Source organism: Bariatricus sp. SGI.019 (genome assembly GCF_050315235.1).
Taxonomy (GTDB): Bacteria; Bacillota; Clostridia; order Lachnospirales; family Lachnospiraceae; genus JAFBIX01.
This window is the reverse complement of sequence record NZ_JBNPOQ010000017.1, coordinates 37,393-61,042: the sequence shown is the minus strand read 5'-3', so window position 1 is coordinate 61,042 and position 23,650 is coordinate 37,393. Positions and strand designations below refer to the sequence as shown.

Genomic DNA, 23,650 nt, shown 5'->3' with positions numbered 1-23,650 from the left:
TTCATGCTTTACATCACCCAATATTCTGAGTACTCTTTCGATGTAATTTTCGGTTACAAAATAGTCTAAAAGAGATACAATGGCAAAGCGAAGTTCATATTCTTGTGTACTGTCTAGGTATTTCATTAAATACTCAAACCATAAATCCATGTCTTTTTTCATAAATTTATAGGTCATACAGCTGCTGTCACACACTGCCCAACTGTCGATTACTGGGACAAAATCGTCTAACAGCTTTTTTCTCTCATCCAGGCTACATTTCATATATCCAATAATCATTCCATGAAGCAATAGTTCTTCATGATAGACTTTACCTTGCTTTTCTTGCTCCTTTACGGCATTTACGTATTCCAGACCATTTTCTCTAGCAATACTTTTCGCAAACTCTCGAAGTCTTGGAACACGTACTCCAAGCATGGTCGAATTATCTCCTGGCACAAGAGAACGATTAAATTCGAGATATTTTTCGTCTGTCACATCTATTAATTGTTTTCGAATTTTTTCAAAAATATTTTCCATACTTTCACCGTATATTTTTTCTTATGCATATAGCTTTTCTTTTATTTGAATCTGAAATAAAATATTAAACTTTAGAGATAAATAAAACACCTAATGTACCCGGACCACAATGGCTGGATATGACTCCGCCTGCCCTTGTAACTAAAATTTCACTAAAAATATTCAAGCTGTCCAAATGCTGATAAATCTCTCGAATAATATCTTGATCACAGCCTGAATGCGTAATAAATACTCGATCTTTTTTAGCCTGTTTCAGCTCTTTTTCCATATCCTTAACATAATCCATCAGAACTTTCTTCATTTTGCCGCGATACTTTTTGGCTGGATTCATTGCACCATCTTCCACAACAATTTTAGGATGCAGTTTTAATGCGCCGCCAGCCATTGCTGCGAGTCCGCTGCATCGCCCTCCTCTGTAAAGATATGTTAATGTATCAACCACAAAACTTGCGCGTACAAAAGGCTTTAACTCCTCAATTTTTTTAACAATATCCTGAGCATTTTTCCCATTTTGCGCCATAGTTGCTGCTTCAATTACCAATAATCCAATACCAGTAGAAAGATTGGCAGAATCAATCACTGTAACCAGCTTCTCTGCTTCTAGTTCTTCTGCAGCAATACGCATCACATTTGCTGATGTAGACATACTTTCAGATATCGCAAAACAAATGATTTCTCTTCCTTCTGCCACATATGGTCTCAGCAAATCCATAGCCCTGTCAAGAGCTGGAGCTGAAGTCTTAGGAGTAGTCTTGTTTTTGTCCGACCATTGATAAATCTCATCTGGGAATATATCCTGTCCGTCTTCATACTCCTGTTCTCCTAACAAAATATGCAAAGGCAGTATGGATACATCGTATCTTTGTAGTAATTCCTGCGACAAATCACAGGTACTGTCTGAGACAATCTTCACCATCTCAATCGCATCCTTTCTCAATCGTTATTTCCATTCTTCTATTCCTGCAAGTACACCCATTCTTTCTTTCAAGAAATGATTAAATATTGCAATTACGCGCCCGACACCAATGACTGCCAGAACAGTACCGACACCGATACCGATTATTTCACCGGCAGAAATAAGACCTACACAAGTTGTAAATGTAATATTAAACAAATCAAAACAATTCTTTGTAAGGCCTACACTTTTTCCTACTGTATCTGCAATGGCCTGTACAATTCCATCACCAGGATTCGGAATTAACCGCATATTCAGAGATACTGCAGCGCCAATTCCTGTTAATATAATCCCAATGACCAGTATCATAACTCTGCCAGTCATACTTTGGTAAAAAACAGGGACTCCAGGCGTATCATAAGCCGGAATTAATGCTGAGAACAAATTCATAAATCGAGTAAAAATCAAACTTAATGGAAACTGAAGCGCATCTTTTAATAACTGCACCTTTAAGTTCAGATACTTTCCCTTTCGAAAATGTTCTCTTGTATGTAGAAACATCTCCACCACTACAAAACTACTGTAAAGAATCAGCGTCATATTGCCGAAATTCATATTTAAAATCATTGATATACTATAAGATACGGAAATAATCGGAGAAACTCCCAGCCCGGCTTTTGTATTTAATATAATTCCCAATGCCAGTACTAATAAACCAACAATATAAAAAATTCCTCTTAAAATGTTTGTTTGCTTCATAATATTTATCCTGTTCTTGTTGTTTTTCTGTTTTATAATGCCGACCTGGTTTATCTGTCTAATCCAATGCTAATCCAATGCTAACCCAATGCCACATCCAGAATCATCATCAACACAAATCCAACTGAAAAACCAATAGTACCTATATTACTATGATCTCCTTCTGCTGATTCCGGTACCAGTTCCTCTACTACGACATAAATCATAGCACCTGCTGCAAAAGCAAGAAGATAAGGAAGGATTGGCGTGACATAAGAGGCCAGAAGAACGGTAATGCCACCGGCGATAGGTTCTACAACTCCTGAAAACATTCCATGCAAAAATGCTCTTCCCCGGCTTCCACCCTCACTTCGAATCGGAAGTGATACAATAAATCCTTCCGGAAGATTCTGAATCGCAATTCCGATCGCAAGAGAAAATGCACCTGCAAGTGTCACATTTGTATTTCCTGTTATCAGACCTGCGAAGACAGCTCCGCTTGATATTCCTTCCGGAATATTATGAATGGTAACCGCCAATACGAGCATAGTAGACTTTTTCAGTGAACATCTTGGTCCTTCTGTCTCATCCGATCCAATGTGCATATGCGGAATATCCTGATCCAAGATTAATAAAAAAGCAATTCCAAGTAGAAATCCGATTGCTGCCGGAACAAATGCAAACTTTCCCATATAGTCCGACATCTCCATCGCTGGAATCAAAAGAGACCATACAGAAGCAGCAACCATGACTCCCGCCGCAAATCCAAGAAGCGCCTTCTGAATCTGTGGCTTTAATTCATTTCTCATGAATAAAACGCAGGCAGCGCCTGCGGTCGTTCCGATAAAAGGTATGATTAACCCTAGAAAAATTACCATAAATATGTCCTCTTTTCTTTTTACACTTTAATAAGCATACCACAAATCTCCATTTGGGTACAGGGCATTTTTTATTTTGGTACACCATAAAGTGCAAAAGGGGACGTAGACTTTTGCAAAAAGTCTACGTCCCCTTTTTAACATTTTTACTTCTTTGATAACATTTCGTGGATTCCTTTTGCTCCTGCTTTTCCAGCTCCCATTGCAAGGATTACTGTTGCAGCTCCGGTTACTGCATCTCCACCGGCGAATACGCAGGCTTTTGATGTCTGACCGTTTTCTTCTTCTGCCACGATACATTTTCTCTTGTTTGTCTCGAGTCCTTTGGTTGTAGATGCAATCAATGGGTTTGGAGATGTTCCAAGTGACATGATAACTGTATCAAGTTCTATCTCATACTCAGAACCTGGAATTTCTACTGGGCGTCTTCTTCCAGAAGCGTCTGGTTCGCCAAGTTCCATTTTGATTACTTTCATACCTCTTACCCATCCATTTTCATCAACAAGGATTTCCTTTGGATTGGTCAAAAGATCGAAGATGACTCCTTCTTCTTTTGCATGATGTACTTCTTCAACTCTGGCTGGAAGTTCTGCTTCACTACGACGGTATACGATATGAACTTCTGCTCCAAGACGGAGGGCTGTTCTTGCAGCATCCATTGCTACATTACCACCACCTACGACTGCAACTTTCTTTCCAGCTGCGATAGGTGTATCATAAGAATCATCAAATGCTTTCATCAGATTACTTCTTGTCAAATATTCATTCGCAGAGAATACGCCGTTAGCCGTCTCTCCCGGAATTCCCATGAACATTGGAAGACCAGCACCAGAACCAATAAATACTGCTTCAAAATCTTCTTCTTCCATCAACTGATCGATGGTTGTAGATTTACCGATTACGACATTTGTCTCAAATTTAACGCCTAATTCTTTAACTTTTTCAATTTCTTTCTTAACAACTTTCTGCTTTGGAAGACGAAATTCAGGAATACCATATACTAAAACACCACCAAGTTCATGCAGTGCCTCAAATACAGTTACTTCGTACCCCAATTTTGCAAGATCACCAGCACAGGTAAGTCCTGAAGGACCTGAACCAATGACAGCGACTTTATGTCCGTTCATTTTTTCCGCTTTTGCTGGTTTAATATCATTTTCCAATGCATAATCAGCGACAAATCTTTCCAATTTACCAATGGATACTGCATCACCTTTAATTCCACGGATACATTTGGATTCACACTGAGACTCTTGTGGACATACACGACCGCAAATAGCTGGAAGAGCTGAAGATTCACCGATTACTTTGTATGCCCCCTCAATATCTCCATCTTTTACTTTTGAAATAAAACCTGGGATATTGATGGACACTGGACATCCCTGAATACATTTGGCATTTTTACAGTTCAGGCAACGGCTTGCTTCTTCCATTGCCTCTTCCTTATTATATCCGTAACATACTTCTTCAAAATTAGTTGCTCTTACTTCTGGTTCCTGCTCTCTTACAGGCACTCTTTTTAATACATCTGCCATTACTCGTCACCTCCGCAATGACCACATCCACCGTGATGTGTGTCACCTTCCTGTAATTTCAGCATTGCACGTCCTTCCTGAGTTTTGTACATCTGCTGTCTCTTCATTGCCTCGTCAAAGTTCACAAGGTGTCCGTCAAATTCAGGTCCGTCTACACAGGCAAATTTAATCTCATCACCAACATGCAGACGACAGGCACCGCACATACCCGTTCCATCTACCATGATTGGATTCATGCTGACAATCGTTGGAATCTCAAGTTTCTTTGTCAACAGGCATACGAATTTCATCATGATCATTGGTCCGATTGCTACACAGACATCGTATTTATTTCCTTCTTCTACCAGTTTCTCGATTTTAGTAGTAACCATTCCAGCATGACCATATGTACCATCGTCTGTACATGGATAATAGTTACCCGCAACAGATTCCATTTCTGATTCTAGGATTAACATATCTTTTGTCTTAGAGCCCACGATAACATCAACATCAATACCATGTTCTTTCATCCATTTTACCTGCGGATAAACAGGAGCGGCTCCAACACCACCAGCCACAAATAAAATCTTTTTCTTCTTCAGACTTTCCAGATCTTCACTAATAAATTCAGATGGGCATCCTAATGGACCAGTAAAATCACGGAATGCATCCCCTGCTTTTAATTGGGACATCTTAATAGTAGATGCTCCAACTTCCTGGAACACAATCGTGATGGTTCCTGCTTCTCTATCGTAGTCACAAATTGTGAGTGGAATTCTCTCCCCTTTTTCGTTCATCTTAACGATAACGAATTGTCCAGGCTCACAATGTCTAGCTACACGCGGAGCTTCTACGTCCATAAGATAAATCTTATCAGCCAGTTTTTCGGCTTTTAATATCTTGTACATCTTGCTTCCTCCTAATATTTGATACTTCTTTCATAATAATGTATCCTAAGAAAAATATCAAGTTTTATGTTAAAATATTAACTGTTTTTGCACCAAAAAAGCAAACGCCACATGGCATCTGCTTTTCTGACTTTTTATCTAAAAATCAACTTCTGTTCCATAATATGTACATATAAACAATTTTTCCATTGTAGCAGGATCAATTGCTCTTGGATTGGAGCCTGTACAAGCATCACCAACAGCTAATTCTGCAATTTTGGCAACTTTTTCTTTAAACTCATCTTCATTGATACCAAAATCCTTTAAAGTCTTAGGAATATTTAATTTAACATTGAAATCATCAATTTTTTCACATAGACTGTTAATCAATGCTTTTTCAGAAGTTCCTGCAAGTCCCATTCTGCGCGCGATCTCAGCATAACGTTTTGCTGCAACTGGATCTTTAGCATTATATTTGATTACATACGGAAGATAAATTGCATTTGCACAACCGTGTGGAATATGGCCAGTTGAGAATGCTGCACCTGTCTTATGGGCCATTGAATGTACAATACCGAGTAATGCATTGGAGAATGCCATACCTGCTAAACACTGTGCATAATGCATCTGCTCTCTGGCAACCATATCGCAATTATATGAAGCAGGAAGATAATCTAATACCATCTCAATTGCCTGTAAAGCGAGTGGGTCCGTAAATGGACAATTCAATGTTGATACATAAGCCTCTATTGCATGTGTCAATGCATCCATGCCTGTATATGCAACCTGTTTTACAGGAAGTCCCATTACAAGATCTGGATCAACAATTGCAACGTCCGGTGTAATATTAAAGTCAGCAAGTGGATATTTTACACCTGTCTGATAATTTGTAATAACAGAAAAAGCTGTTACCTCAGTAGCTGTTCCAGATGTAGAAGGAATTGCAGCAAATTTTGCCTTCTGTCTTAATTCAGGGAAGTTGAAAGGAATACATAAATCTTCAAAAGTTGTCTCTGGATATTCATAAAATGCCCACATAGCCTTTGCAGCATCAATCGGTGATCCACCACCCATTGCAACGATCCAGTCTGGTTCGAACTTACGCATAGCTTCTGCGCCTTTCATAACCGTTTCAACAGACGGATCCGGTTCAACACCTTCAAACAATTCTACTTCCATGCCACCTTCTTTTAGGTAGTTCACAGCTTTGTCAAGAAATCCCTGACGTTTCATAGAACCACCACCGACTACAAGAATTGCTTTTTTACCTTTTAAATTCTTCAATTCCTCTAAACAACCTTTTCCATGGTACACGTCTCTTGGTAATGTAAATCTACTCATTTTGCGCATCTCCTTTTTACTATATTGTTAATTTATTGTCAATATTATATCTCTGTTAAATAATTAACGCAACAGGATTCACTAAACAAATTGTATTTATTTCAAAACAATAGGAATTTAGATGCGTTAGTTGGTGATTGGGTGTGTACGGCGAGAGGATGGATGGAATGGTTGCCATTACGGAGTCCTTCGCTAAGAATCCATAACAGGAAAAGAAGCAGATATTTTGTGACCAGGCTGATTCACCCCGAAATCTTGATGATTTCGAGGCTCAGCAGCCTTCTCAGATCTGGCTTGAAGCCAAATCTTCACACATAATATCTGCTTCTTTTCCTGTAACGGATTCTAGCGCTTGTCCAACGAACGGCAACCATTCCATCCGTCTTCTCGCCTGACATCCCCCAAGTCCGCAACTTCCTCATCTGGGAGAATTCCTGCGCGTCATGCAGAGGGAAAGATCATAGTAAAGATATTATCAAAAAACTGGCAGAATAACTAACTGATTCTTCCATTGAAATAATGATGAATAGTATAAAAACATCGCTCCCCATTGCGCTTCGCGCCAGGAATTACCCCAGATGAGTTCGTTCAGTAATTGGGAATGTCAGGCGCAAGGGAGTTGGATAGGCTGGTCTGTTTCCGTCCAGTCAAGCGATAGAATCCGTTACAGAAAAAAGAGTTGCAATTCCGTGTGAGAATTTGGCATCCGGTCACGAAATTGCAACTCTTTTTTATGTTATGGATTCTTGGCGAAGGATACCGGAAACAGACCAGCCTATCCAACTCCCTTGCGCCGTACACTTCCCAATTACCAACTAACTAATCTAAATTCCCATTTACTCAACTTCCAGTACATAGTTTCTCGTAGTAACGCCACTACTACGTCCTTTTCCGTTAACCAAAATCGCTTTAAATATCGTTTCACCTTCTGGCATATTTATTGGACCTGAGTATTTTTTAGACGCAGTTGTCGGATCCGTTCCGTCCATGGTGTAATATGCCTCATAACCATCTGGTACTTTTATTTCTATCTGATTCGCAGTCTCATATTGACCAGTGGATGGAGAAACTGCAGGGGCATCTTCTATAGGTAATTCTACTAAATAATTCTTTTTTACGGGAAGACTTGGAATCCCCTTTTCATTAACAGCAATTGCTGTAATTATAGTCTCGTCTTCTCCGATTTGGATCGGTTCTGAATACTTTATACTATTGACTGTCGGTTCTGAACCATCATCAGTATAATATATCGTACAACCCTTTTCTGTACTAAGAGATAATTCTTGTACATCATCAAAGGTTTCATCATCATCCAGACTAAACTCCGGTCCGACAACAATATAGCCAGCCAAGAGTTTTGTAACACTATCATCAGCATCTTCTAGAAGTAAAGGAATCTCTTCTTTCTGATCAGTATCCATATAAAAATTCACACATGCTTCATAGATATCTGCATTCTTGGGCTGTTGTTCTATTGCGTCCAAAAATACCTTTTCAGCTTTGTCTAATTGTTTCTGTTCAATATATACCTTGGATAATCCCGTATATGCCTCCGGTTTTTCCTTATTTTTATTAATGGCTTTCTGAAAATACCCAGCCGCAGCATCGAACTCTTTCGATTCTATTGATTTATATCCTTTTGTCACTATCCCTTTATAAGAAGTCTGATACACTACGATGCCGATTCCAATAAATGCAATAAGTAAAACCAAAAATATAAGCAATATCCGTTTTCTTTTTTTACGACGCATTGCTTTTTTGCGCTCCGCCTGACGACGGCGTCTTTCACGTTCTGACATATTTCTTGATGTATTATTACGCGATGTATTTCTTGATACATTCTGTGATGTATTTCGAGAAGTAACATTTCGACGTGAATTTCCATTCTGTCTTCCCGTATTTTTGCTTGCAGTATTACGTCTTTCTGTATTTTGACTGTTCATAGAATCATAATCTATATAATCATCATCCCCATTAATAGCCCCTCGGATCTGAGCAGTTAACATATCATCCAAAGGATTATAATCTGGGACAATGCGAACTTCCTTTCCACAGTTTTCACAATATAACATTCCTTCTGGTATTTTTTGTCCGCAATACCTACATTTCATCTTAAGCGAACCTCCTACTTACTAGCTGCTTTCACACAATTACACATTAGCATCGCAATTGTCATTGGTCCTACACCACCTGGCACAGGGGTTATAGCAGATACTTTGTCTTTAACATCTTCAAAATCAACATCTCCGCATAGCTTATTTTCAGAATTTCTATGCATACCTACATCTATCACTACAGCACCATCTTTTATATATTCAGACGTGATGTATTTTGGTTTTCCCATCGCTACAATCAAAATATCCGCTCTCTTTGTCACATCTTTTAAGTTCTTTGTCTTTGAATGCGCAATAGTTACTGTACCATTTTCTCGAAGCAAAAGCAAGCCCATTGGCTTTCCCACATTATTGCTTCTGCCAACAACTACACATTCTTTTCCTGTAATTTCAATACCAGAACGTTTTAACAGTTGAATTACACCGGCTGGAGTACATGATTCAAAGCCATCTTCCCCAATGACCATTTTCCCTACACTCTCTGGGTGAAAGCCATCCACATCTTTTTCTGGAATAATTGCTTTCACAATTGCATCCTCATCAATATGAGAAGGAAGTGGTAGCTGAACCAGAATACCATGTACATTTTCATCTTGATTCAATTTTTCAACCAACTCTAGTAATTCTTCTTGTGTGGTTGTTTCTTTTAACTCATAAGACAAGGATTGGATTCCGATATATGCACATGCTTTCTTTTTATTTCTTACATAGATGGAAGAGGCAGGATCATCACCTACTTGAATTACGGCAAGACAAACTGACTGTCCATCTGCTTTCATTGCTTCCACTTGCTCTTTCAATTCTTCTTTTATCTGTGCGGAAATAGCTTTTCCGTCAATCAATCTTGTCATATCTAAATATTCTCCTTAAACTAGTTAATCATATCATATTAACAACATTCATCTACATACTGTTCAAATTCTTCCGGAGACATTAACACCTTTCTTGGTTTTGTACCTTCTTCCGGTCCAACTACTCCAGCCTCAAAAAGTTGATCCATAATACGTGCTGCACGATTAAAGCCAATTTTAAAAGTACGCTGAAGCATTCCAATAGACGCTTTGTCTTTATCAATAATAAGACGTCCTGCATCCACAAAATACACATCACGATCCTCGCCATCTGCAGAACATGATGACATAGTACCTACTGAATTGGTGTTCACATGATTTACAATTTCTTCATCGTATGTAACATCACTGTTGTGATTTTTTAAATAATCAACAACATTCTGTACTTCTTTGTCAGTTACAAATGATCCTTGCACTCTTGCTGGTTTCTGATAACCAGAAGGGTAAAAAAGCATATCCCCTTTCCCTAACAGCTTTTCAGCCCCATTCATATCTATAATTGTTCTGGAATCTACACCTGAAGAAACTGAAAATGCAATTCTCGACGGCATATTTGCTTTGATCAAACCAGTAATGACATTAACTGATGGTCTCTGTGTCGCTAATACCAGATGAATTCCTGCTGCTCTGGCCAACTGTGCCAGACGGCAGATTGCTTCTTCTACTTCTCCTGGTGCGACCATCATCAAGTCCGCCAGCTCGTCTACGATAATGACAATCTGGGGCATAGGTTCTTTTGCTTCACCTTCCACCTGTGGCATAGATACAATCTTTTCATTGTATCCTTTCATATCCCGTACATGGTATTCTGCAAATGTCTGATAACGTCTTGTCATCTCTGCCACTGCCCAATTCAATGCACCGGCAGCTTTTTTGGGATCTGTAACAACTGGAATCATCAAGTGTGGGATTCCATTATAAACACTTAATTCAACAACCTTTGGATCAATCATAATTAACTTGACTTCGTCTGGTTTGGCTTTATATAAAATACTCATGATCAAAGTGTTGATACACACGGATTTACCCGAACCTGTTGCACCTGCAATCAGAAGGTGCGGCATTTTGGCTATATCTGTCACTACAACTTTTCCACCAATATCTTTTCCTACCGCAAAAGATATCTTTGAAGTACTGTTTTTGAATTCGGAAGCTTCAAGAAGATCTCTCAACATAACTGCGGAATTTTCTTTATTCGGAACTTCGATTCCAACCGCTGCTTTTCCTGGAATAGGGGCTTCTATACGAATATCTGCAGCAGCAAGATTTAACTTGATATCATCTGAGAGTCCAACAATTTTACTTACCTTTACCCCCATCTCTGGCTGAAGTTCATAACGAGTAACTGACGGCCCGCAACTTACATTCGTCACCGTTACATTGACACCAAAATTCTGTAAGATTTGCTGCAGTTTCATAGCAGTTTCTCGAAGACTGGCATCCGATTCACCAGCATGTTTCACACCTCTTTTTAATAGAGAAATAGGTGGAAATTGATAATCTTTTTTCGGTTTAACAGCATCTTCGGCTACTGCCGCGGCAACATCCGCCACTTCATTTGCAATGGCTGATGCGCCAATCTTACTGCTGCGCTTTTTATTTTTGGTATTCTCTGCTCCATCTCGCGGTATATCTTCCATCATAGGTTCTGTCTCTATATTATTATCGGAAACCGAAAGATCTTCTCCACGATTAATTACAAAATCCATCTTTTCAGGCGCTGATTCTTTCTTTTGAATCTTTTCACTTAACGGATCAATTGTCAGCTCTTTCACATCAGGCGACTTTTTTGCAATCGTAGTATCAAACGAAACCCCTTCCACATGTTTGTCTTTTCTTTTGTTTGACACTTTTTTGTCTGGCTTTGACTGTGTTTCTCGTGTTTTCTTTTTCTCTTCAGCATGTTCCTTTATACGCTGCGTATCTCTTTTGGCTTTATTGTAAGCTTTATCTCCCTGATTTTTTACGCTTTTTAAAGCTGATTTTCCAGTAATAATTACAAGGCAGATAATCATCAATATGATATCTACCACATATGTACCAACAACACCAATGGCGGGTACAAGAATATTTACAAGGATATCCCCCAGTTTCCCGCCTTTGTCATTGATCAATTGTAAAAAAGTGCACACCAGAACCATAAAAAAGAGACTGGTAAAAGTTTTCATATAAGCATTGAGATTCCCACGATTTGATATGAGAAACGTAACTGTTCCAAATAAAACGAATGGAATTATATATGCGACCCATCCGAAAATGCTTTCCAGAAAATCAGCAATTGCTTCTCCTACAAATCCCCCAATTCCAAAATTACTGAGTAATAGTAAGATGCTGACTGCAAGTGTCACCCAGATAATAATCTCGTCTCTGACAAAACTCTGTTCAGAATTCTTCTTATTTGTCTGTTTTTTACTCCCTCGTTTCTTAGATTTAGCAGCCATATTATATCCCCCTTATTCTGGCAATACTATTTATAGTATAGCATTTTTAAAAAGGGCTGTCATTACATATTTTCACACTTTTTCTGCCTCCATTGGTCTATCATTTCGTGCAATTTCCTCAATGCATCGCTCATACCACCTACTTCATCAATTAACCCTTCTCGTACTGCATCCTTTCCTTCTAGAAGAGTTCCTACGTCTTTGACCAACTCTGTAGGATTTAACATCAATTCTTCAATTCTTTTTTGAGAAATATTTGAATGTTCAGACAGAAATTTCGTAATTCTGTCTTGTGTTCGAATCATGTTCCGAAGACTTTGTGTTACTCCAATAAACATTCCATTCGAACGCACCGGATGAATGATCATAGTTCCACTCGGTACGATAAAAGAATACTTTGCAGATACTGCCAATGGGCCTCCGATAGAATGGCTTCCACCAAGCACAAGAGATACTGTCGGCTTACTGAGGGAAGCAATCATCTCGGCAATCGAAAGCCCGGCTTCGACATCTCCGCCTAACGTATTTAAAAGAATAAGCACGCCTTCAATCTCATCACTATCTTCGATTTCAGCTAAAAGAGGTAATATGTGCTCATATTTTGTCGCTTTGGCATTACTCGATACTGCTTCATGCCCCTCGATCTCACCAATGATAGTCAACAGTTTAATCTTATATTGATTGTGATTCTCGTTAAGATCTACACTTCCCCATTCTCTGATCTGTTCGTTCTTTTGTTCCTCACGTGTTGCATTTGCCATAAAAAACACCTCCATACATTTTCTATTAGTATGGAGGTGTTTGAATGATTTTATACCTGTTCTAACGCCTGAGAAAGATCAGCGATTATATCATCGATGTGTTCAATTCCTACACTAAATCGAATCAGATCTGGCTGTACTCCAGCTTCTATTAATTCCTGATCATTCATCTGACGATGTGTATGGCTGGCCGGATGAAGCACACAGCTTCTTGCATCTGCCACATGTGTAACGATTGCAATCATCTTTAGACTATCCATCATACGAACAGCTGCTTCTCTTCCACCTTTCAGCCCAAATGTAATAACGCCACAGGTTCCGTTTGGCATATATTTCTGTGCAAGGTCATAATACTTATCTCCTGGTAGAGACGGGCAATTTACCCACGCTACTTTCTCATGCCCCTGAAGATATTTTGCTGCCTTAAGTGCATTAGAACAATGTCTTTCCATACGAAGTGGCAAAGTCTCAAGGCCAAGATTCAGAAGAAATGCATTCTGAGGTGCCTGAATAGACCCCAGATCTCTCATCAGCTGAGAAGTTGCTTTTGTAATGTAAGCTAATTTTCCAAACTTCTGTGTATAGACAATTCCATGATAAGTCTCATCAGGAGTTGTAAGTCCCGGGAATTTATCTGCATATGCTTCCCAGTCAAAATTTCCGCTGTCCACAATCGCGCCCCCAACACAAGATGCATGTCCATCCATATATTTTGTCGTAGAATGGGTCACAATATCTGCACCCCACTCAAAAGGACGACAATTCACAGGTGTTGCAAAAGTATTATCAACAATAAACGGTACGCCATGTGCATGTGCTGCTTTTGCAAATTTTTCAAAATCCAATACTACTAAAGCCGGGTTGGCAATACTTTCTCCAAATACAGCCTTCGTATTTTCCTGAAATGCTGCATTCAGCTCTTCTTCAGAACAATCCGGATCAACGAATGTTGCATCCACACCCATCTTCTTAATAGTATGTGCATAAAGATTATATGTACCACCATATACCGCAGAAGCACATACGATATGATCACCAGCCTCCACAATATTCATAATTGCATAAAAGCTTGCAGCCTGACCGGAAGATGTCAGCATTGCTGCAACACCTCCTTCCAGATCACAGATCTTTGCGGCTACAGCATCGTTCGTAGGATTCTGAAGACGGGTATAAAAATATCCGGCTTCTTCCAGATCGAACAATCTTCCCATCTGCTCACTGGAATTGTATTTAAACGTTGTACTCTGATAAATTGGCAGGACTCTTGGCTCCCCATTGCCAGGCTGATAACCAGACTGTATACATTTTGTTTCCAACTTATAATCGCTCATATACTTCCTCCTATGACTCTAAATATTTTTCCTGTAAATGGTGTACCATATCCATATACAGTTTTTTACACTCTACATTTTTACCATTCTCTGCATATCGAATACAAGGAATCAAATATTCCTGATAAATCCCATCATAAATCTGGACGGAATCTTCTCTGCGATTTAATGCCATCACAATGGAAGGCGCAAGAGCATAATATTCTGCCACAAGCCTCTGCCCTTCCTCTGACATCATGAGATATTGATCCCTATATTCTCTCAAAACGGTTAATTCATGACAATTATCCGGTTTATTCTGACTCTCACAGACAGCTGTCGTAATATAACAAAATCCCTTTTTGAATCCACCTTCAATTCCTTCAAAAGTTTCTTTTTTTACTTCCATTCCAGTTACTTTCGTCTCGTTCCAGATGGAAACCAGCTGATCTGCGATTGCTTCATTCACAGGATGATGATCATATAAAAGCATAGGAATAATATAGACAACAATATTCATGTTATAATCAATCGCTGATATTTCTTTCTGACGCTTGGATAATGATGCAAGCTTTCCTCTGGCATAATCTGGAATTACAGTGGCCAATTCTTTTATTATTCTATCCTTTTTCGATTCTTCTGCTGCATCAACAAAAGACGATAATGACAAAAACAGTTCTCGATTTTCTTCATATTTTTCCTTAAATACGGAATGATAGCTTGTTTTCTTAAAAAACTGTATGTTTTTTATCATATCATCAAAAAGATCTTCCAGAGATTTTTTTATATCATTCATTAATTTTATTCCTCCGCATGTAAGATACCGGAATTATTCGTCCCAATTATGGTAGACGTCCTGAACATCATCATCATCGTCAAGCATATCCAGAGTCTTCGTAATGTTTTTAATATCCTCTTCAGATGTAAGCTCAACATATGTCTGAGGAATCATGGTCACATCTGCGACAGCCATTGGAATACCAGCTTCTTCAAGTGCCTGACGTACTGCACTGAAGTCCTCTGGGGCTGTCAAAATCTCAAAGCTGTCTTCTTCCTCAGAGAAATCCTCTGCCCCTGCATCCAATGCTGCCATCATCAGTTCGTCCGCATCTCCTTCATATTCTTCTTTTGCAACAACGATTTGCCCCTTTTTGTCAAACATAAAGGAAACACATCCCGGGGTACCTACATTCCCCTTTCCTTTTGTAAAAGCATTTTTTACATTGGTAGCAGTACGGTTTCTGTTATCAGTAAGCGCTTCTACGATAATTGCAGTACCGTTAGGGCCATATCCTTCATATGTAATATGCTCATAATTTGCAGCATTAGCATCACTATCTGCACGTTTAATATTTCTATCAATTGTATCATTAGGCATATTGTTAGCTTTTGCCTTAGCAATAACATCTCTCAGGCGGCTATTATTAGCCGGGTCTGCACTACCGCCTTCTTTCACTGCAACTGCAAGTTCTTTTCCTATCTTCGTAAATATCTTTCCTTTTGCTGCATCATTTTTTTCTTTCTTATGCTTAATATTGGCAAATTTTGAATGTCCTGACATTTCACATACCTCACTTTATATCTTATCATTATATTTTTACACACTTTATCTATTTTAGCACTTTTATGATAGTTTTTCAATCTTAACTCTTTGGATTGTATTATTATCTACGAGAAGAATTGTAAATCGATAACCTTCATAATCAATCACACATTGTTCGTCCTCTGCTGGAATTCTTTCAAGCTGATCGATCAGAAATCCGTTTAAGGTCTCATAATCTTCTTTTTCAAACACAATCGGGAGCATATCTTCCAGATCTTCTAACTCTGTCAAACCATTTGCCATATAACTTCCGTCTGACTGTTTTGTGATCATTTCTTCCTCTTCATCATGTTCATCCAGAATATTTCCCACAATTTCTTCAAGAATATCTTCCATGGTAACAAGTCCAGAGGTTTGTCCATACTCATCCAGAACAATAACTACGTGATTCTTTTCTGCCTGCATTTCCTTAAATAATGTGTCAATGCTTTTTGTCTCCGGAATAAATGTAACTGGTCTTATGTATTCTTTCAGCTCCTTTATAGGCGTCCCTCTCAATTCCTTTCTAAGATAACATGTCATTGCTTCTCTCAAATGAATGATTCCGATAATCTCATCAATGTCTTCCCGAAAAATTGGAAACCTAGAATAATTTTCATCCAGCATAAATTTCAGTGCCTCTTCTAAACATTCGTCGCCATCAATTGCAACAATATTTTTTCGATGGGTCATGATATCTTTTGCATCTTTATCCATATAGCGGAAAATATTACGAATCAGACCTGCGGCCTCACGCTGCATTCCTTCGTCCATTTCATCTTCCAACTGGAATATCTGTCTCATTCTTTGGAATAAACTACCTTGTTCCATATCTCTTTGTTTCATACTCCTTTGCTATGTATGAAGCTCAAAACTTACCTTTAAAGCCTCATCTACTTTGTTCATTATCTCTTTATCTAAATGGCATACCATATCCTTAAGGCGCTGCTTATCAATTGTTCTGATCTGTTCCAACAAAATGACAGAATTCTTTACAATTTGATATTTACTTGCATCAATCTCCACGTGGGTCGGTAATTTTGCCTTATTCATTCGTGAAGTTATGGCTACACAGATGACAGTCGGACTATGTCGGTTTCCTACATCATTCTGTATAATCAGAACTGGACGAATCCCTCCCTGCTCAGAACCTACGACCGGGCTTAAATCTGCATAAAATATATCTCCACGTCTTACCTGCACTCTATTCACACTCCGATTTTCTTAAGATAAAATTAGTATTTCCATCTTTTTCGGATGTATTCTATAGAGTTTAATTTCATTTATTCTGCAAAATAATCTACTTGTTCTACAACTTTACCATGACGAATGTATTCTCTTGGGATACGTTTGCCCAGATCACATACAAATTCATAGTTAAATCTGCCAGACAAGTCACTTAATACTTCTACCGGGAGTTTTTCTGATCCATCTTCACCGATCAGTGTTACCTTATCCCCGAATTGAACATTTGAAATCTCTGTCACATCAACCATAAACTGATCCATGCAGACACGCCCCAGAATTGGTGCTTTTTTCCCTTTGATGAGAACATACCCCTTGTTAGATAAGCTTCTGGGATATCCGTCCCCATATCCTACCGGGATAGTTGCAACTCTGGTACGCTTATCCGTAACAAAAGTTCCACCATAGCTGATTGGCGTCCCAGTCTTGACCCATTTGACATGTGCTACATGGCTGATCAATTTCATCGCAGGCTTCAATGGAACATTTCCTTTAACAACTTCTTCAGACGGATACATTCCATAAGTTGCGATTCCGGCTCTTACCAGATCCATGTTCGTTTCTTCCAGATCAATGATCCCCGCACTATTGGAACAATGATAATAAGTAAATGTAACTGCCTCTTTTGTCAGAGCATCCTTCATCCAACAATACTCTTTCATCTGTTTTCTGGTAAATGACTTATCCGTCTCATCTGCTTTTGCAAAATGTGTAAACATTCCTTCCATAACGAGATTCGGCATCCTGCTAATGTTCGTAATATGCTCTACACTTTCTTGACAGGTTGGAAAACCTAGCCGTGACATTCCTGTGTCCAACTTGATATGAATATAGGCATTCTTTCCCATGCTGACTGCGAGATCTGATACTTCTCTTGCCATCTCCTCTGTATACACAGTCATACGGATTTCATGCTCAATCATTGATCTCCTCTGATCCTGGAAGATACATCCCAGTACGAGAATGGGTTTTGTGATACCTCTGTGGCGAAGGATAACTGCTTCCTCAAGCGTTGCGACTGCATAACCCCAGATGTATTCTTTCGTACTAAGAAGCCTTGCTATCTGAACAGCTCCATGCCCATATCCATCCGTTTTAATAACTGCCAGCATCTTAACACCATCTTGTATATTTGCCTTCATCATCTCAATATTATATTCTATTGCATCAAGATCAATCCTTACACAGACTCTCGTATAATTCTTCACTTTTTACCTCCTCCTGCTCTTTAAATGCATTGGATAGATACTCCGTCAAATCTCTTGCCAAAACACTATAACTTCCTTTATCGATACGGGCATAATCACCTGCTCTTCCATGTAGGTATGCTCCCAAAACAGCGGCTTTCCTACAACTGAGTCCTTGCGCCAAAAGCGCAGCTATTATTCCCGCCAGTACATCTCCAGAACCAGCTTTTGCCATTGCCGAATTACCCGACATATTTACATAGTTTCCTTCAGAAACTGATGCAACAATAGTTCTGGCATCTTTCAGTACACAAGTCCATTGACTTTTTTGAACAAATGAATCCAGTATATCCATCCTATGTTGTTTTAATTCCTCTACACTTATATGTAACAGCCGTGACATCTCTTTCATATGTGGTGTTATCACAAAATCTGTATGATGAATCTTTTGAAGATAAGCGTTATGCTCCGCAATCAGGTTCAAACCATCTGCATCAATCAGACAAGGTACTTTCACATGCTCAAGAGTTGCCTTCAATATTCTCCTGGAACGCTCACTGATTCCTATTCCAGATCCAATACAAACTGCATCTGCCCATGTTAAAAGATTTAACAACTCAGTCTTATCAAAAATGTCATAAGTTGTAATAATTGCTTCCGGAAGGAGCTGCTGTAAAATAATCCTATTTTCTTCCGGTGTATAGATCTGTACCAGTCCTGCTCCAGACATATATGCCGCTTTTGCATTCAGATAAGCCGCTCCAGACATACCTTTACTTCCTGCAATTACAAGTAACTTCCCATATGTCCCTTTATTCGAATTTTCTTTTCTGGCTGGCAGAAATTTACAATATTCCTTCTTCTCATAAGTATATGCCGTTTTTTCGGTAGCAATTATTTTTTCCGTATGGATTCCGATATCAGCTACAATCACTTTACCAGAATATTCCTTTCCGGGATAGATTGCAAGTCCCAGCTTTTCCATTTGAAAAGTCACCGTAATATCTGCACGGAAAGCAATTCCAAGGACACTTCCATGATTCGCAGATATTCCAGATGGCATATCTACAGCAAATTTTACAGCCTTTGCTTCATTCATCTTCTGAATAATCTGAAAATATTTTCCTATAATCTCACGGCTAAGTCCAACACCGAACATCGCATCTATTATGATACTATATTCGTCTTCTTTGTACTCTTTGAATATCTCAACACCTGTTTCCCTTAATTTACTCATCTGCTGTTTTGTTTCATCCGTACGATGAGATTCATTTCCTACAAAACAAACTGTCACAGGATACCCTTTTTCCTTTAAAAGTCTCGCTATCGCAAATCCATCACCACCATTATTCCCTGAACCACATACGATACACGCTTTGGACAGATCAAGCTTTTCCGCCTCCATAGTCTCTACACATCTCTTTGCAGCACGCTCCATTAACTCCATAGACGAAATTCCCAGTTCCTGTATTGTATATTGATCCGCCTTTTTCATTTGATTTCCATTAAGCAGATATCGCATAATCTCACCTTCCAAGTTCATTTTACAATATAAAAGGACGTGTAAAAACCAGCCCGTCTGCGCATGCCAGTCATTACACGTCTTTGCTTTTTATTTCTTATGTTCTTCGTTATATCGGCTAATATTGTATGATAACTGCATTAAGCTTTCAGACAAGTGTACATTTTCAACAATTATATGATCCGGCAGATTCAAATCTGTATGGGCAAAATTCCAAATTGCACGAACACCATTGTCTACCAGCATATTAGCCACTTCAATTGCCTTGTCCTTTGGAATAGTTAAAACTGCAATCTCAACATCATTCTGTTGGACAAATGACTTTAACTCATCCATCATACGAATCGGCACGCCTCTGATTGAAACACCTACCAATCTTGGGTTGACATCAAAAATTCCTTTTAATACAAATCCTCTCTTCTCAAAAGCTGCATAATTAGCAAGAGCCTGCCCCAAATTACCAGCTCCTATAATAATCATATTATGAGCCTCTTCCAAGCCAAGAATCTTACCAATCTCTGTATACAAATATTTAACGTTATAACCATAACCCTGCTGACCGAACCCACCAAAATTGTTAAGATCCTGACGAATCTGAGATGCAGTCACTTTCATACGCTTACTCAAATCGTTAGACGAGATACGCTCCACTCCATTTTCAAGTAGCTCTCCTAAGTATCGATAGTATCGTGGCAATCTACGGATGACCGCCTGGGAAATCTCTCTCTCTTCCAATAGTCTCACCTTCCATTTCATTCTAAGAAATATTATATAGAATTGTGTGAACAAAGTCAAACTTTTAGTTGTATTTTGTCCTATTTTCGCTATAATGAAAACGAGTGAAAAAGGAGGATATGAAAATAATATGATATTAGCATGTCACGGAATCAGTAAATCTTTCGGCGAAAAAGTGATTATCGCTGACGGTTCTTTTCATATAGAAGATCACGAAAAAGCAGCTCTTGTTGGTCCCAATGGAGCGGGAAAATCAACGCTTTTTAAAATGATTGTAGGTGAGCTTCCTTCTGACCGCGGAGAAGTAATTTTAACCAAAGGCAAAACCTTGGGATATCTTGCACAGCATCAGGCTATGCAAAGTGGAAGCACTATCTATGAAGAAGTGAAACTTGCCAAATCTGATATCATCGAAATGGAAACACAGATCCGTTCCATCGAATTAGAATTAAAACATTTAGAAGGTGATGCATTGACATCACGCCTTGAAACATATAATCGTCTGACAGCTTCTTTTGAACGCCAGAATGGTTATGCATATGAAAGTGAGATTAACGGGGTATTAAAAGGTCTTGGTTTTACAGAAAATGATTTTTCTAAACCCGTAGATACCCTTTCTGGGGGTCAGAAAACCCGCGTCTCTCTTGGTAAATTATTGCTCACCAAGCCAGATATCTTGCTTTTGGACGAGCCTACTAACCACTTGGATCTAAACTCTATAGCTTGGTTAGAAACTTATCTTCTGAATTATCCAGGAGCCGTTCTGATCGTATCTCATGACCGTTACTTTTTGAACAAAGTAGTGACTAAGGTCTTAGAAATCGAATCTGGAAAATTGATGACCTATAATGGAAATTACAGTGATTATGCTGCCAAAAAGCAGCAGCTTCGTGATGCTCAGATAAAAGAATATTTAAATCAGCAGCAAGAAATAAAGCATCAGGAAGCCGTAATTGAAAAGCTTCGTTCTTTTAATCGTGAGAAATCTATTAAGCGTGCAGAAAGCCGTGAAAAGATGTTGGAAAAGATCCGTCCTGTAGAGAAACCCTTGGAAGCAAATAATGAGATTCACTTAACATTAGAGCCTTCTTGTGTCAGCGGTAACGATGTTCTGTCTGTTGAACATCTAAGTAAATCATTTCCAAATCAAGTTCTGTTTCAAGATATAAGTTTTGACATTAAACGCGGGGAACATGTTGCAATCATCGGTGACAATGGAACGGGGAAAACAACACTTTTAAAAATCTTAAATCAGGTAATATCAGCAGATTCCGGTACATTTACATTGGGAACTAATGTAGCGATCGGATACTATGATCAGGAACACCATGTACTACATATGGAAAAAACCATTTTTGACGAAATTTCAGATGATTACCCGGATTTGACTAACACGAAGATCAGAAATATGCTGGCCGCTTTTTTATTTACTGGGGATGATGTGTTTAAACGGATCGGTGACCTAAGCGGTGGAGAACGTGGCAGAGTATCTTTAGCGAAGCTGATGCTTTCGAAAGCTAATTTTCTGATTCTTGACGAACCAACAAACCACTTGGATATTCCATCAAAAGAAATTCTGGAAAAAGCATTGAACAACTATACCGGAACTATCTTATATGTTTCACACGATCGTTATTTTATCAATCAGACAGCAACAAGGATCCTTGATCTGGTGAATCAGACTTTTGTAAATTATATAGGGAATTATGACTATTATCTTGAAAAAAAAGACGAGCTAACAACCATTTATGCTGGTGCCCCGTCTTCTGTTTATATTCCAGGAACTGCAAATTCTGCTATATCTTCTGGCAAAGACTCTGTTGCAGCAAATGTGTCAGATTCTAAGCTCGACTGGAAGGAACAAAAAGAAGCACAGGCTCGCGAGCGAAAACGAAAAAACGAACTGAAGAAAACCGAAGAACGCATCACTACTCTTGAAGAGCGGGATGCTAAGATTGACGAAATGATGTTGCAGGAAGATATTTTTACAAGTTCCATTAAATGTCAGGAATTAGCCAATGAAAAGGCAGCTATTGCGGAAGAACTTGAAGAGCTGTATATAAAATGGGAAGAGCTGGCTGAATAGCTACAGCTCTTCCTTTTTCAGTAATTTCCATGGACGTTCTTTTCCAAGCCATCCCATTTCTTTCCAATAATTATCATCCACCGGACTCATTCCTTTTTTATGAAAGCTTCTCATAATATAGAACAGAGCACGAGTCTTGATTCCTGGATTCACTCCATCTGGATCTTTGGAAATCTTTAATACAAGCTTACTCAAATCTCTGTCAATCCGCTCTTTCTTATCTGCACTGACACCATCCCAACCAAGCGATGCCACCGACATTCCGTAGGTATACACTCTAGCGGCACCCCAGAACTGGAGACTAATCTTCATATCCTTAAGCGTAGATCTCACGCCGCCTCCCGCGGCAGTTGCAATACACACTGCCTGTTTTCGAAACATAGAAGCTCCCGGTCTGTGAACCATAAAACGATATCCATAATGATCCAACATAGATTTCATCGCTCCCGTTACATGCATGACATGAACCGGTGAAGTCAGAATCAACAGGTCAGCTTTATCAATCAAGCCAGTCAACCGCTTCATGTACATTAGATAATCAAAACATTTTGTCTCATCTTCCATAATACATCTTCCACAGCCTCTGCAAAACTCAGGCATATCCTTCGGTAGAAATAGTTCAATTACCTGATCCTCCTTTGTAGCAATCTTATCAATCAACATTTTTCCCACATGATAAGTAGAACCCTTTCGCATAGTTCCATTAATCATCAATATATTCATCTTCTATACTTCCCCCATTCATATAATCTACATCTGATGTCTAACAATCGTATATTCATCGCCATAACTATAATATGGGCAATCGTAATATGTATTGGTCACAAATCGATACAATTCATCCTCATCTAATGCCATCTGACAAGTGAAACATTCATAGTCCTCATCATATTCATAATGAGCACATGATTCACAATTACTCTTCACGATACACAACTCCTTCCTGGGAACAAGTATAACATATTTTTCATTTGGGTACACCCTAAATGTAAAAAGGGGACGTAGTAAAAGTTAATTTTACTACGTCCCCTTTTTACTATTAAT

Annotated in this window: 22 protein-coding genes; 1 reads left to right on the top strand and 21 read right to left on the bottom strand. The window is 38.8% G+C overall.

Annotated elements, in window-relative coordinates; all coding sequences use genetic code 11:
• From ACQRD1_RS11505 to ACQRD1_RS11415, 19 genes are all read right to left on the bottom strand, one after another.
• The coding region (locus ACQRD1_RS11505; protein ID WP_427787596.1) for a DNA alkylation repair protein at nucleotides 1–519 on the bottom strand (519 nt) is incomplete at its 3' end.
• A gap of 64 nt (nucleotides 520–583) precedes the next feature.
• Entirely contained in the window at nucleotides 584–1,435 is an 852-nt protein-coding gene (locus ACQRD1_RS11500) for a DegV family protein (RefSeq protein ID WP_235234075.1), read from the bottom strand.
• Nucleotides 1,436–1,459: 24 nt separating this feature from the next.
• Nucleotides 1,460–2,173 carry a YczE/YyaS/YitT family protein gene (locus tag ACQRD1_RS11495; protein ID WP_235234074.1) on the bottom strand — a complete coding sequence of 238 codons (714 nt, stop codon included), beginning with the start codon at nucleotides 2,171–2,173 and terminating at the stop codon, nucleotides 1,460–1,462.
• Between the two features lie 80 nt (nucleotides 2,174–2,253).
• A complete protein-coding gene (locus tag ACQRD1_RS11490) occupies nucleotides 2,254–3,030 on the bottom strand; it encodes a ZIP family metal transporter (protein ID WP_235234073.1) in 777 nt (258 codons plus the stop codon).
• Between the two features lie 146 nt (nucleotides 3,031–3,176).
• Nucleotides 3,177–4,565: an NADPH-dependent glutamate synthase gene (gltA, locus tag ACQRD1_RS11485; protein ID WP_235234072.1), complete on the bottom strand. Its 1,389-nt coding sequence runs from the start codon at nucleotides 4,563–4,565 to the stop codon at nucleotides 3,177–3,179.
• Nucleotides 4,565–5,452 carry a sulfide/dihydroorotate dehydrogenase-like FAD/NAD-binding protein gene (locus tag ACQRD1_RS11480; protein ID WP_427787593.1) on the bottom strand — a complete coding sequence of 296 codons (888 nt, stop codon included), beginning with the start codon at nucleotides 5,450–5,452 and terminating at the stop codon, nucleotides 4,565–4,567. Before ACQRD1_RS11480 ends, gltA begins: the two co-directional genes overlap by 1 nt.
• A gap of 138 nt (nucleotides 5,453–5,590) precedes the next feature.
• The gene (locus ACQRD1_RS11475) at nucleotides 5,591–6,772 is read right to left on the bottom strand and encodes an iron-containing alcohol dehydrogenase (RefSeq protein WP_235234070.1); all 1,182 of its coding nucleotides are present in this window, start codon (nucleotides 6,770–6,772) and stop codon (nucleotides 5,591–5,593) included.
• 836 nt (nucleotides 6,773–7,608) lie between these two features.
• Nucleotides 7,609–8,883 carry a chitobiase/beta-hexosaminidase C-terminal domain-containing protein gene (locus ACQRD1_RS11470; RefSeq protein WP_235233398.1) on the bottom strand — a complete coding sequence of 425 codons (1,275 nt, stop codon included), beginning with the start codon at nucleotides 8,881–8,883 and terminating at the stop codon, nucleotides 7,609–7,611.
• A 14-nt stretch (nucleotides 8,884–8,897) separates the two neighbouring features.
• A complete protein-coding gene (folD, locus tag ACQRD1_RS11465; RefSeq protein WP_235233400.1) occupies nucleotides 8,898–9,737 on the bottom strand; it encodes a bifunctional methylenetetrahydrofolate dehydrogenase/methenyltetrahydrofolate cyclohydrolase FolD in 840 nt (279 codons plus the stop codon).
• 38 nt (nucleotides 9,738–9,775) lie between these two features.
• Nucleotides 9,776–12,178 carry an FtsK/SpoIIIE family DNA translocase gene (locus ACQRD1_RS11460; protein ID WP_235233401.1) on the bottom strand — a complete coding sequence of 801 codons (2,403 nt, stop codon included), beginning with the start codon at nucleotides 12,176–12,178 and terminating at the stop codon, nucleotides 9,776–9,778.
• A 62-nt stretch (nucleotides 12,179–12,240) separates the two neighbouring features.
• A complete protein-coding gene (locus ACQRD1_RS11455) occupies nucleotides 12,241–12,939 on the bottom strand; it encodes a ClpP family protease (protein WP_235233403.1) in 699 nt (232 codons plus the stop codon).
• 50 nt (nucleotides 12,940–12,989) lie between these two features.
• Complete coding sequence (locus tag ACQRD1_RS11450; protein ID WP_235233404.1) at nucleotides 12,990–14,270, bottom strand: O-acetylhomoserine aminocarboxypropyltransferase/cysteine synthase family protein; 1,281 nt, start codon at nucleotides 14,268–14,270, stop codon at nucleotides 12,990–12,992.
• A gap of 10 nt (nucleotides 14,271–14,280) precedes the next feature.
• A complete protein-coding gene (locus tag ACQRD1_RS11445) occupies nucleotides 14,281–15,045 on the bottom strand; it encodes a CFI-box-CTERM domain-containing protein (RefSeq protein ID WP_235233405.1) in 765 nt (254 codons plus the stop codon).
• 33 nt (nucleotides 15,046–15,078) lie between these two features.
• Entirely contained in the window at nucleotides 15,079–15,810 is a 732-nt protein-coding gene (locus ACQRD1_RS11440) for a YebC/PmpR family DNA-binding transcriptional regulator (protein WP_427787590.1), read from the bottom strand.
• 63 nt (nucleotides 15,811–15,873) lie between these two features.
• Nucleotides 15,874–16,662 (bottom strand): hemolysin family protein, encoded by a 789-nt coding sequence (locus ACQRD1_RS11435; RefSeq protein WP_235233449.1) that lies wholly within the window; start codon nucleotides 16,660–16,662, stop codon nucleotides 15,874–15,876.
• A gap of 24 nt (nucleotides 16,663–16,686) precedes the next feature.
• Entirely contained in the window at nucleotides 16,687–17,034 is a 348-nt protein-coding gene (locus tag ACQRD1_RS11430) for a type II toxin-antitoxin system PemK/MazF family toxin (RefSeq protein WP_427787599.1), read from the bottom strand.
• Nucleotides 17,035–17,114: 80 nt separating this feature from the next.
• Complete coding sequence (gene alr / locus ACQRD1_RS11425; RefSeq protein WP_427787588.1) at nucleotides 17,115–18,284, bottom strand: alanine racemase; 1,170 nt, start codon at nucleotides 18,282–18,284, stop codon at nucleotides 17,115–17,117.
• The gene (locus tag ACQRD1_RS11420) at nucleotides 18,250–19,785 is read right to left on the bottom strand and encodes an NAD(P)H-hydrate dehydratase (RefSeq protein WP_427787586.1); all 1,536 of its coding nucleotides are present in this window, start codon (nucleotides 19,783–19,785) and stop codon (nucleotides 18,250–18,252) included. Before ACQRD1_RS11420 ends, alr begins: the two co-directional genes overlap by 35 nt.
• Before the next feature lie 90 nt (nucleotides 19,786–19,875).
• On the bottom strand, nucleotides 19,876–20,520 hold the full coding sequence (locus ACQRD1_RS11415) for a redox-sensing transcriptional repressor Rex (protein WP_235233409.1): 645 nt from the start codon (nucleotides 20,518–20,520) through the stop codon (nucleotides 19,876–19,878).
• 130 nt (nucleotides 20,521–20,650) lie between these two features.
• Here ACQRD1_RS11415 and ACQRD1_RS11410 point away from each other — a divergent pair, with 130 nt between their 5' ends.
• A complete protein-coding gene (locus ACQRD1_RS11410; RefSeq protein ID WP_235233452.1) occupies nucleotides 20,651–22,606 on the top strand; it encodes an ABC-F family ATP-binding cassette domain-containing protein in 1,956 nt (651 codons plus the stop codon).
• On the opposite strand, the gene ACQRD1_RS11405 is transcribed toward ACQRD1_RS11410, so the two are convergent.
• Together ACQRD1_RS11405 and ACQRD1_RS11400 are read right to left on the bottom strand one after the other, a co-directional pair.
• On the bottom strand, nucleotides 22,607–23,329 hold the full coding sequence (locus ACQRD1_RS11405) for a flavodoxin family protein (RefSeq protein WP_235233411.1): 723 nt from the start codon (nucleotides 23,327–23,329) through the stop codon (nucleotides 22,607–22,609).
• Between the two features lie 27 nt (nucleotides 23,330–23,356).
• Nucleotides 23,357–23,533, bottom strand: coding sequence for a DUF6472 family protein (locus tag ACQRD1_RS11400; protein WP_235233412.1), 177 nt, complete (start codon nucleotides 23,531–23,533; stop codon nucleotides 23,357–23,359).
• Between the last annotated feature and the right edge of the window lie 117 nt (nucleotides 23,534–23,650).

Bases quoted from the DNA above. Each gene is read 5' to 3' on its own strand.
- ACQRD1_RS11500 (WP_235234075.1), bottom strand. From the start codon at position 1,435: ATGGTGAAGATTGTCTCAGACAGTACCTGTGATTTGTCGCAGGAATTA.
- ACQRD1_RS11495 (WP_235234074.1), bottom strand. From the start codon at position 2,173: ATGAAGCAAACAAACATTTTAAGAGGAATTTTTTATATTGTTGGTTTA.
- ACQRD1_RS11490 (WP_235234073.1), bottom strand. From the start codon at position 3,030: ATGGTAATTTTTCTAGGGTTAATCATACCTTTTATCGGAACGACCGCA.
- gltA (WP_235234072.1), bottom strand. From the start codon at position 4,565: ATGGCAGATGTATTAAAAAGAGTGCCTGTAAGAGAGCAGGAACCAGAA.
- ACQRD1_RS11480 (WP_427787593.1), bottom strand. From the start codon at position 5,452: ATGTACAAGATATTAAAAGCCGAAAAACTGGCTGATAAGATTTATCTT.
- ACQRD1_RS11475 (WP_235234070.1), bottom strand. From the start codon at position 6,772: ATGAGTAGATTTACATTACCAAGAGACGTGTACCATGGAAAAGGTTGT.
- ACQRD1_RS11470 (WP_235233398.1), bottom strand. From the start codon at position 8,883: ATGAAATGTAGGTATTGCGGACAAAAAATACCAGAAGGAATGTTATAT.
- folD (WP_235233400.1), bottom strand. From the start codon at position 9,737: ATGACAAGATTGATTGACGGAAAAGCTATTTCCGCACAGATAAAAGAA.
- ACQRD1_RS11460 (WP_235233401.1), bottom strand. From the start codon at position 12,178: ATGGCTGCTAAATCTAAGAAACGAGGGAGTAAAAAACAGACAAATAAG.
- ACQRD1_RS11455 (WP_235233403.1), bottom strand. From the start codon at position 12,939: ATGGCAAATGCAACACGTGAGGAACAAAAGAACGAACAGATCAGAGAA.
- ACQRD1_RS11450 (WP_235233404.1), bottom strand. From the start codon at position 14,270: ATGAGCGATTATAAGTTGGAAACAAAATGTATACAGTCTGGTTATCAG.
- ACQRD1_RS11445 (WP_235233405.1), bottom strand. From the start codon at position 15,045: ATGAATGATATAAAAAAATCTCTGGAAGATCTTTTTGATGATATGATA.
- ACQRD1_RS11440 (WP_427787590.1), bottom strand. From the start codon at position 15,810: ATGTCAGGACATTCAAAATTTGCCAATATTAAGCATAAGAAAGAAAAA.
- ACQRD1_RS11435 (WP_235233449.1), bottom strand. From the start codon at position 16,662: ATGGAACAAGGTAGTTTATTCCAAAGAATGAGACAGATATTCCAGTTG.
- ACQRD1_RS11420 (WP_427787586.1), bottom strand. From the start codon at position 19,785: ATGCGATATCTGCTTAATGGAAATCAAATGAAAAAGGCGGATCAATAT.
- ACQRD1_RS11410 (WP_235233452.1), top strand. From the start codon at position 20,651: ATGATATTAGCATGTCACGGAATCAGTAAATCTTTCGGCGAAAAAGTG.
- ACQRD1_RS11405 (WP_235233411.1), bottom strand. From the start codon at position 23,329: ATGAATATATTGATGATTAATGGAACTATGCGAAAGGGTTCTACTTAT.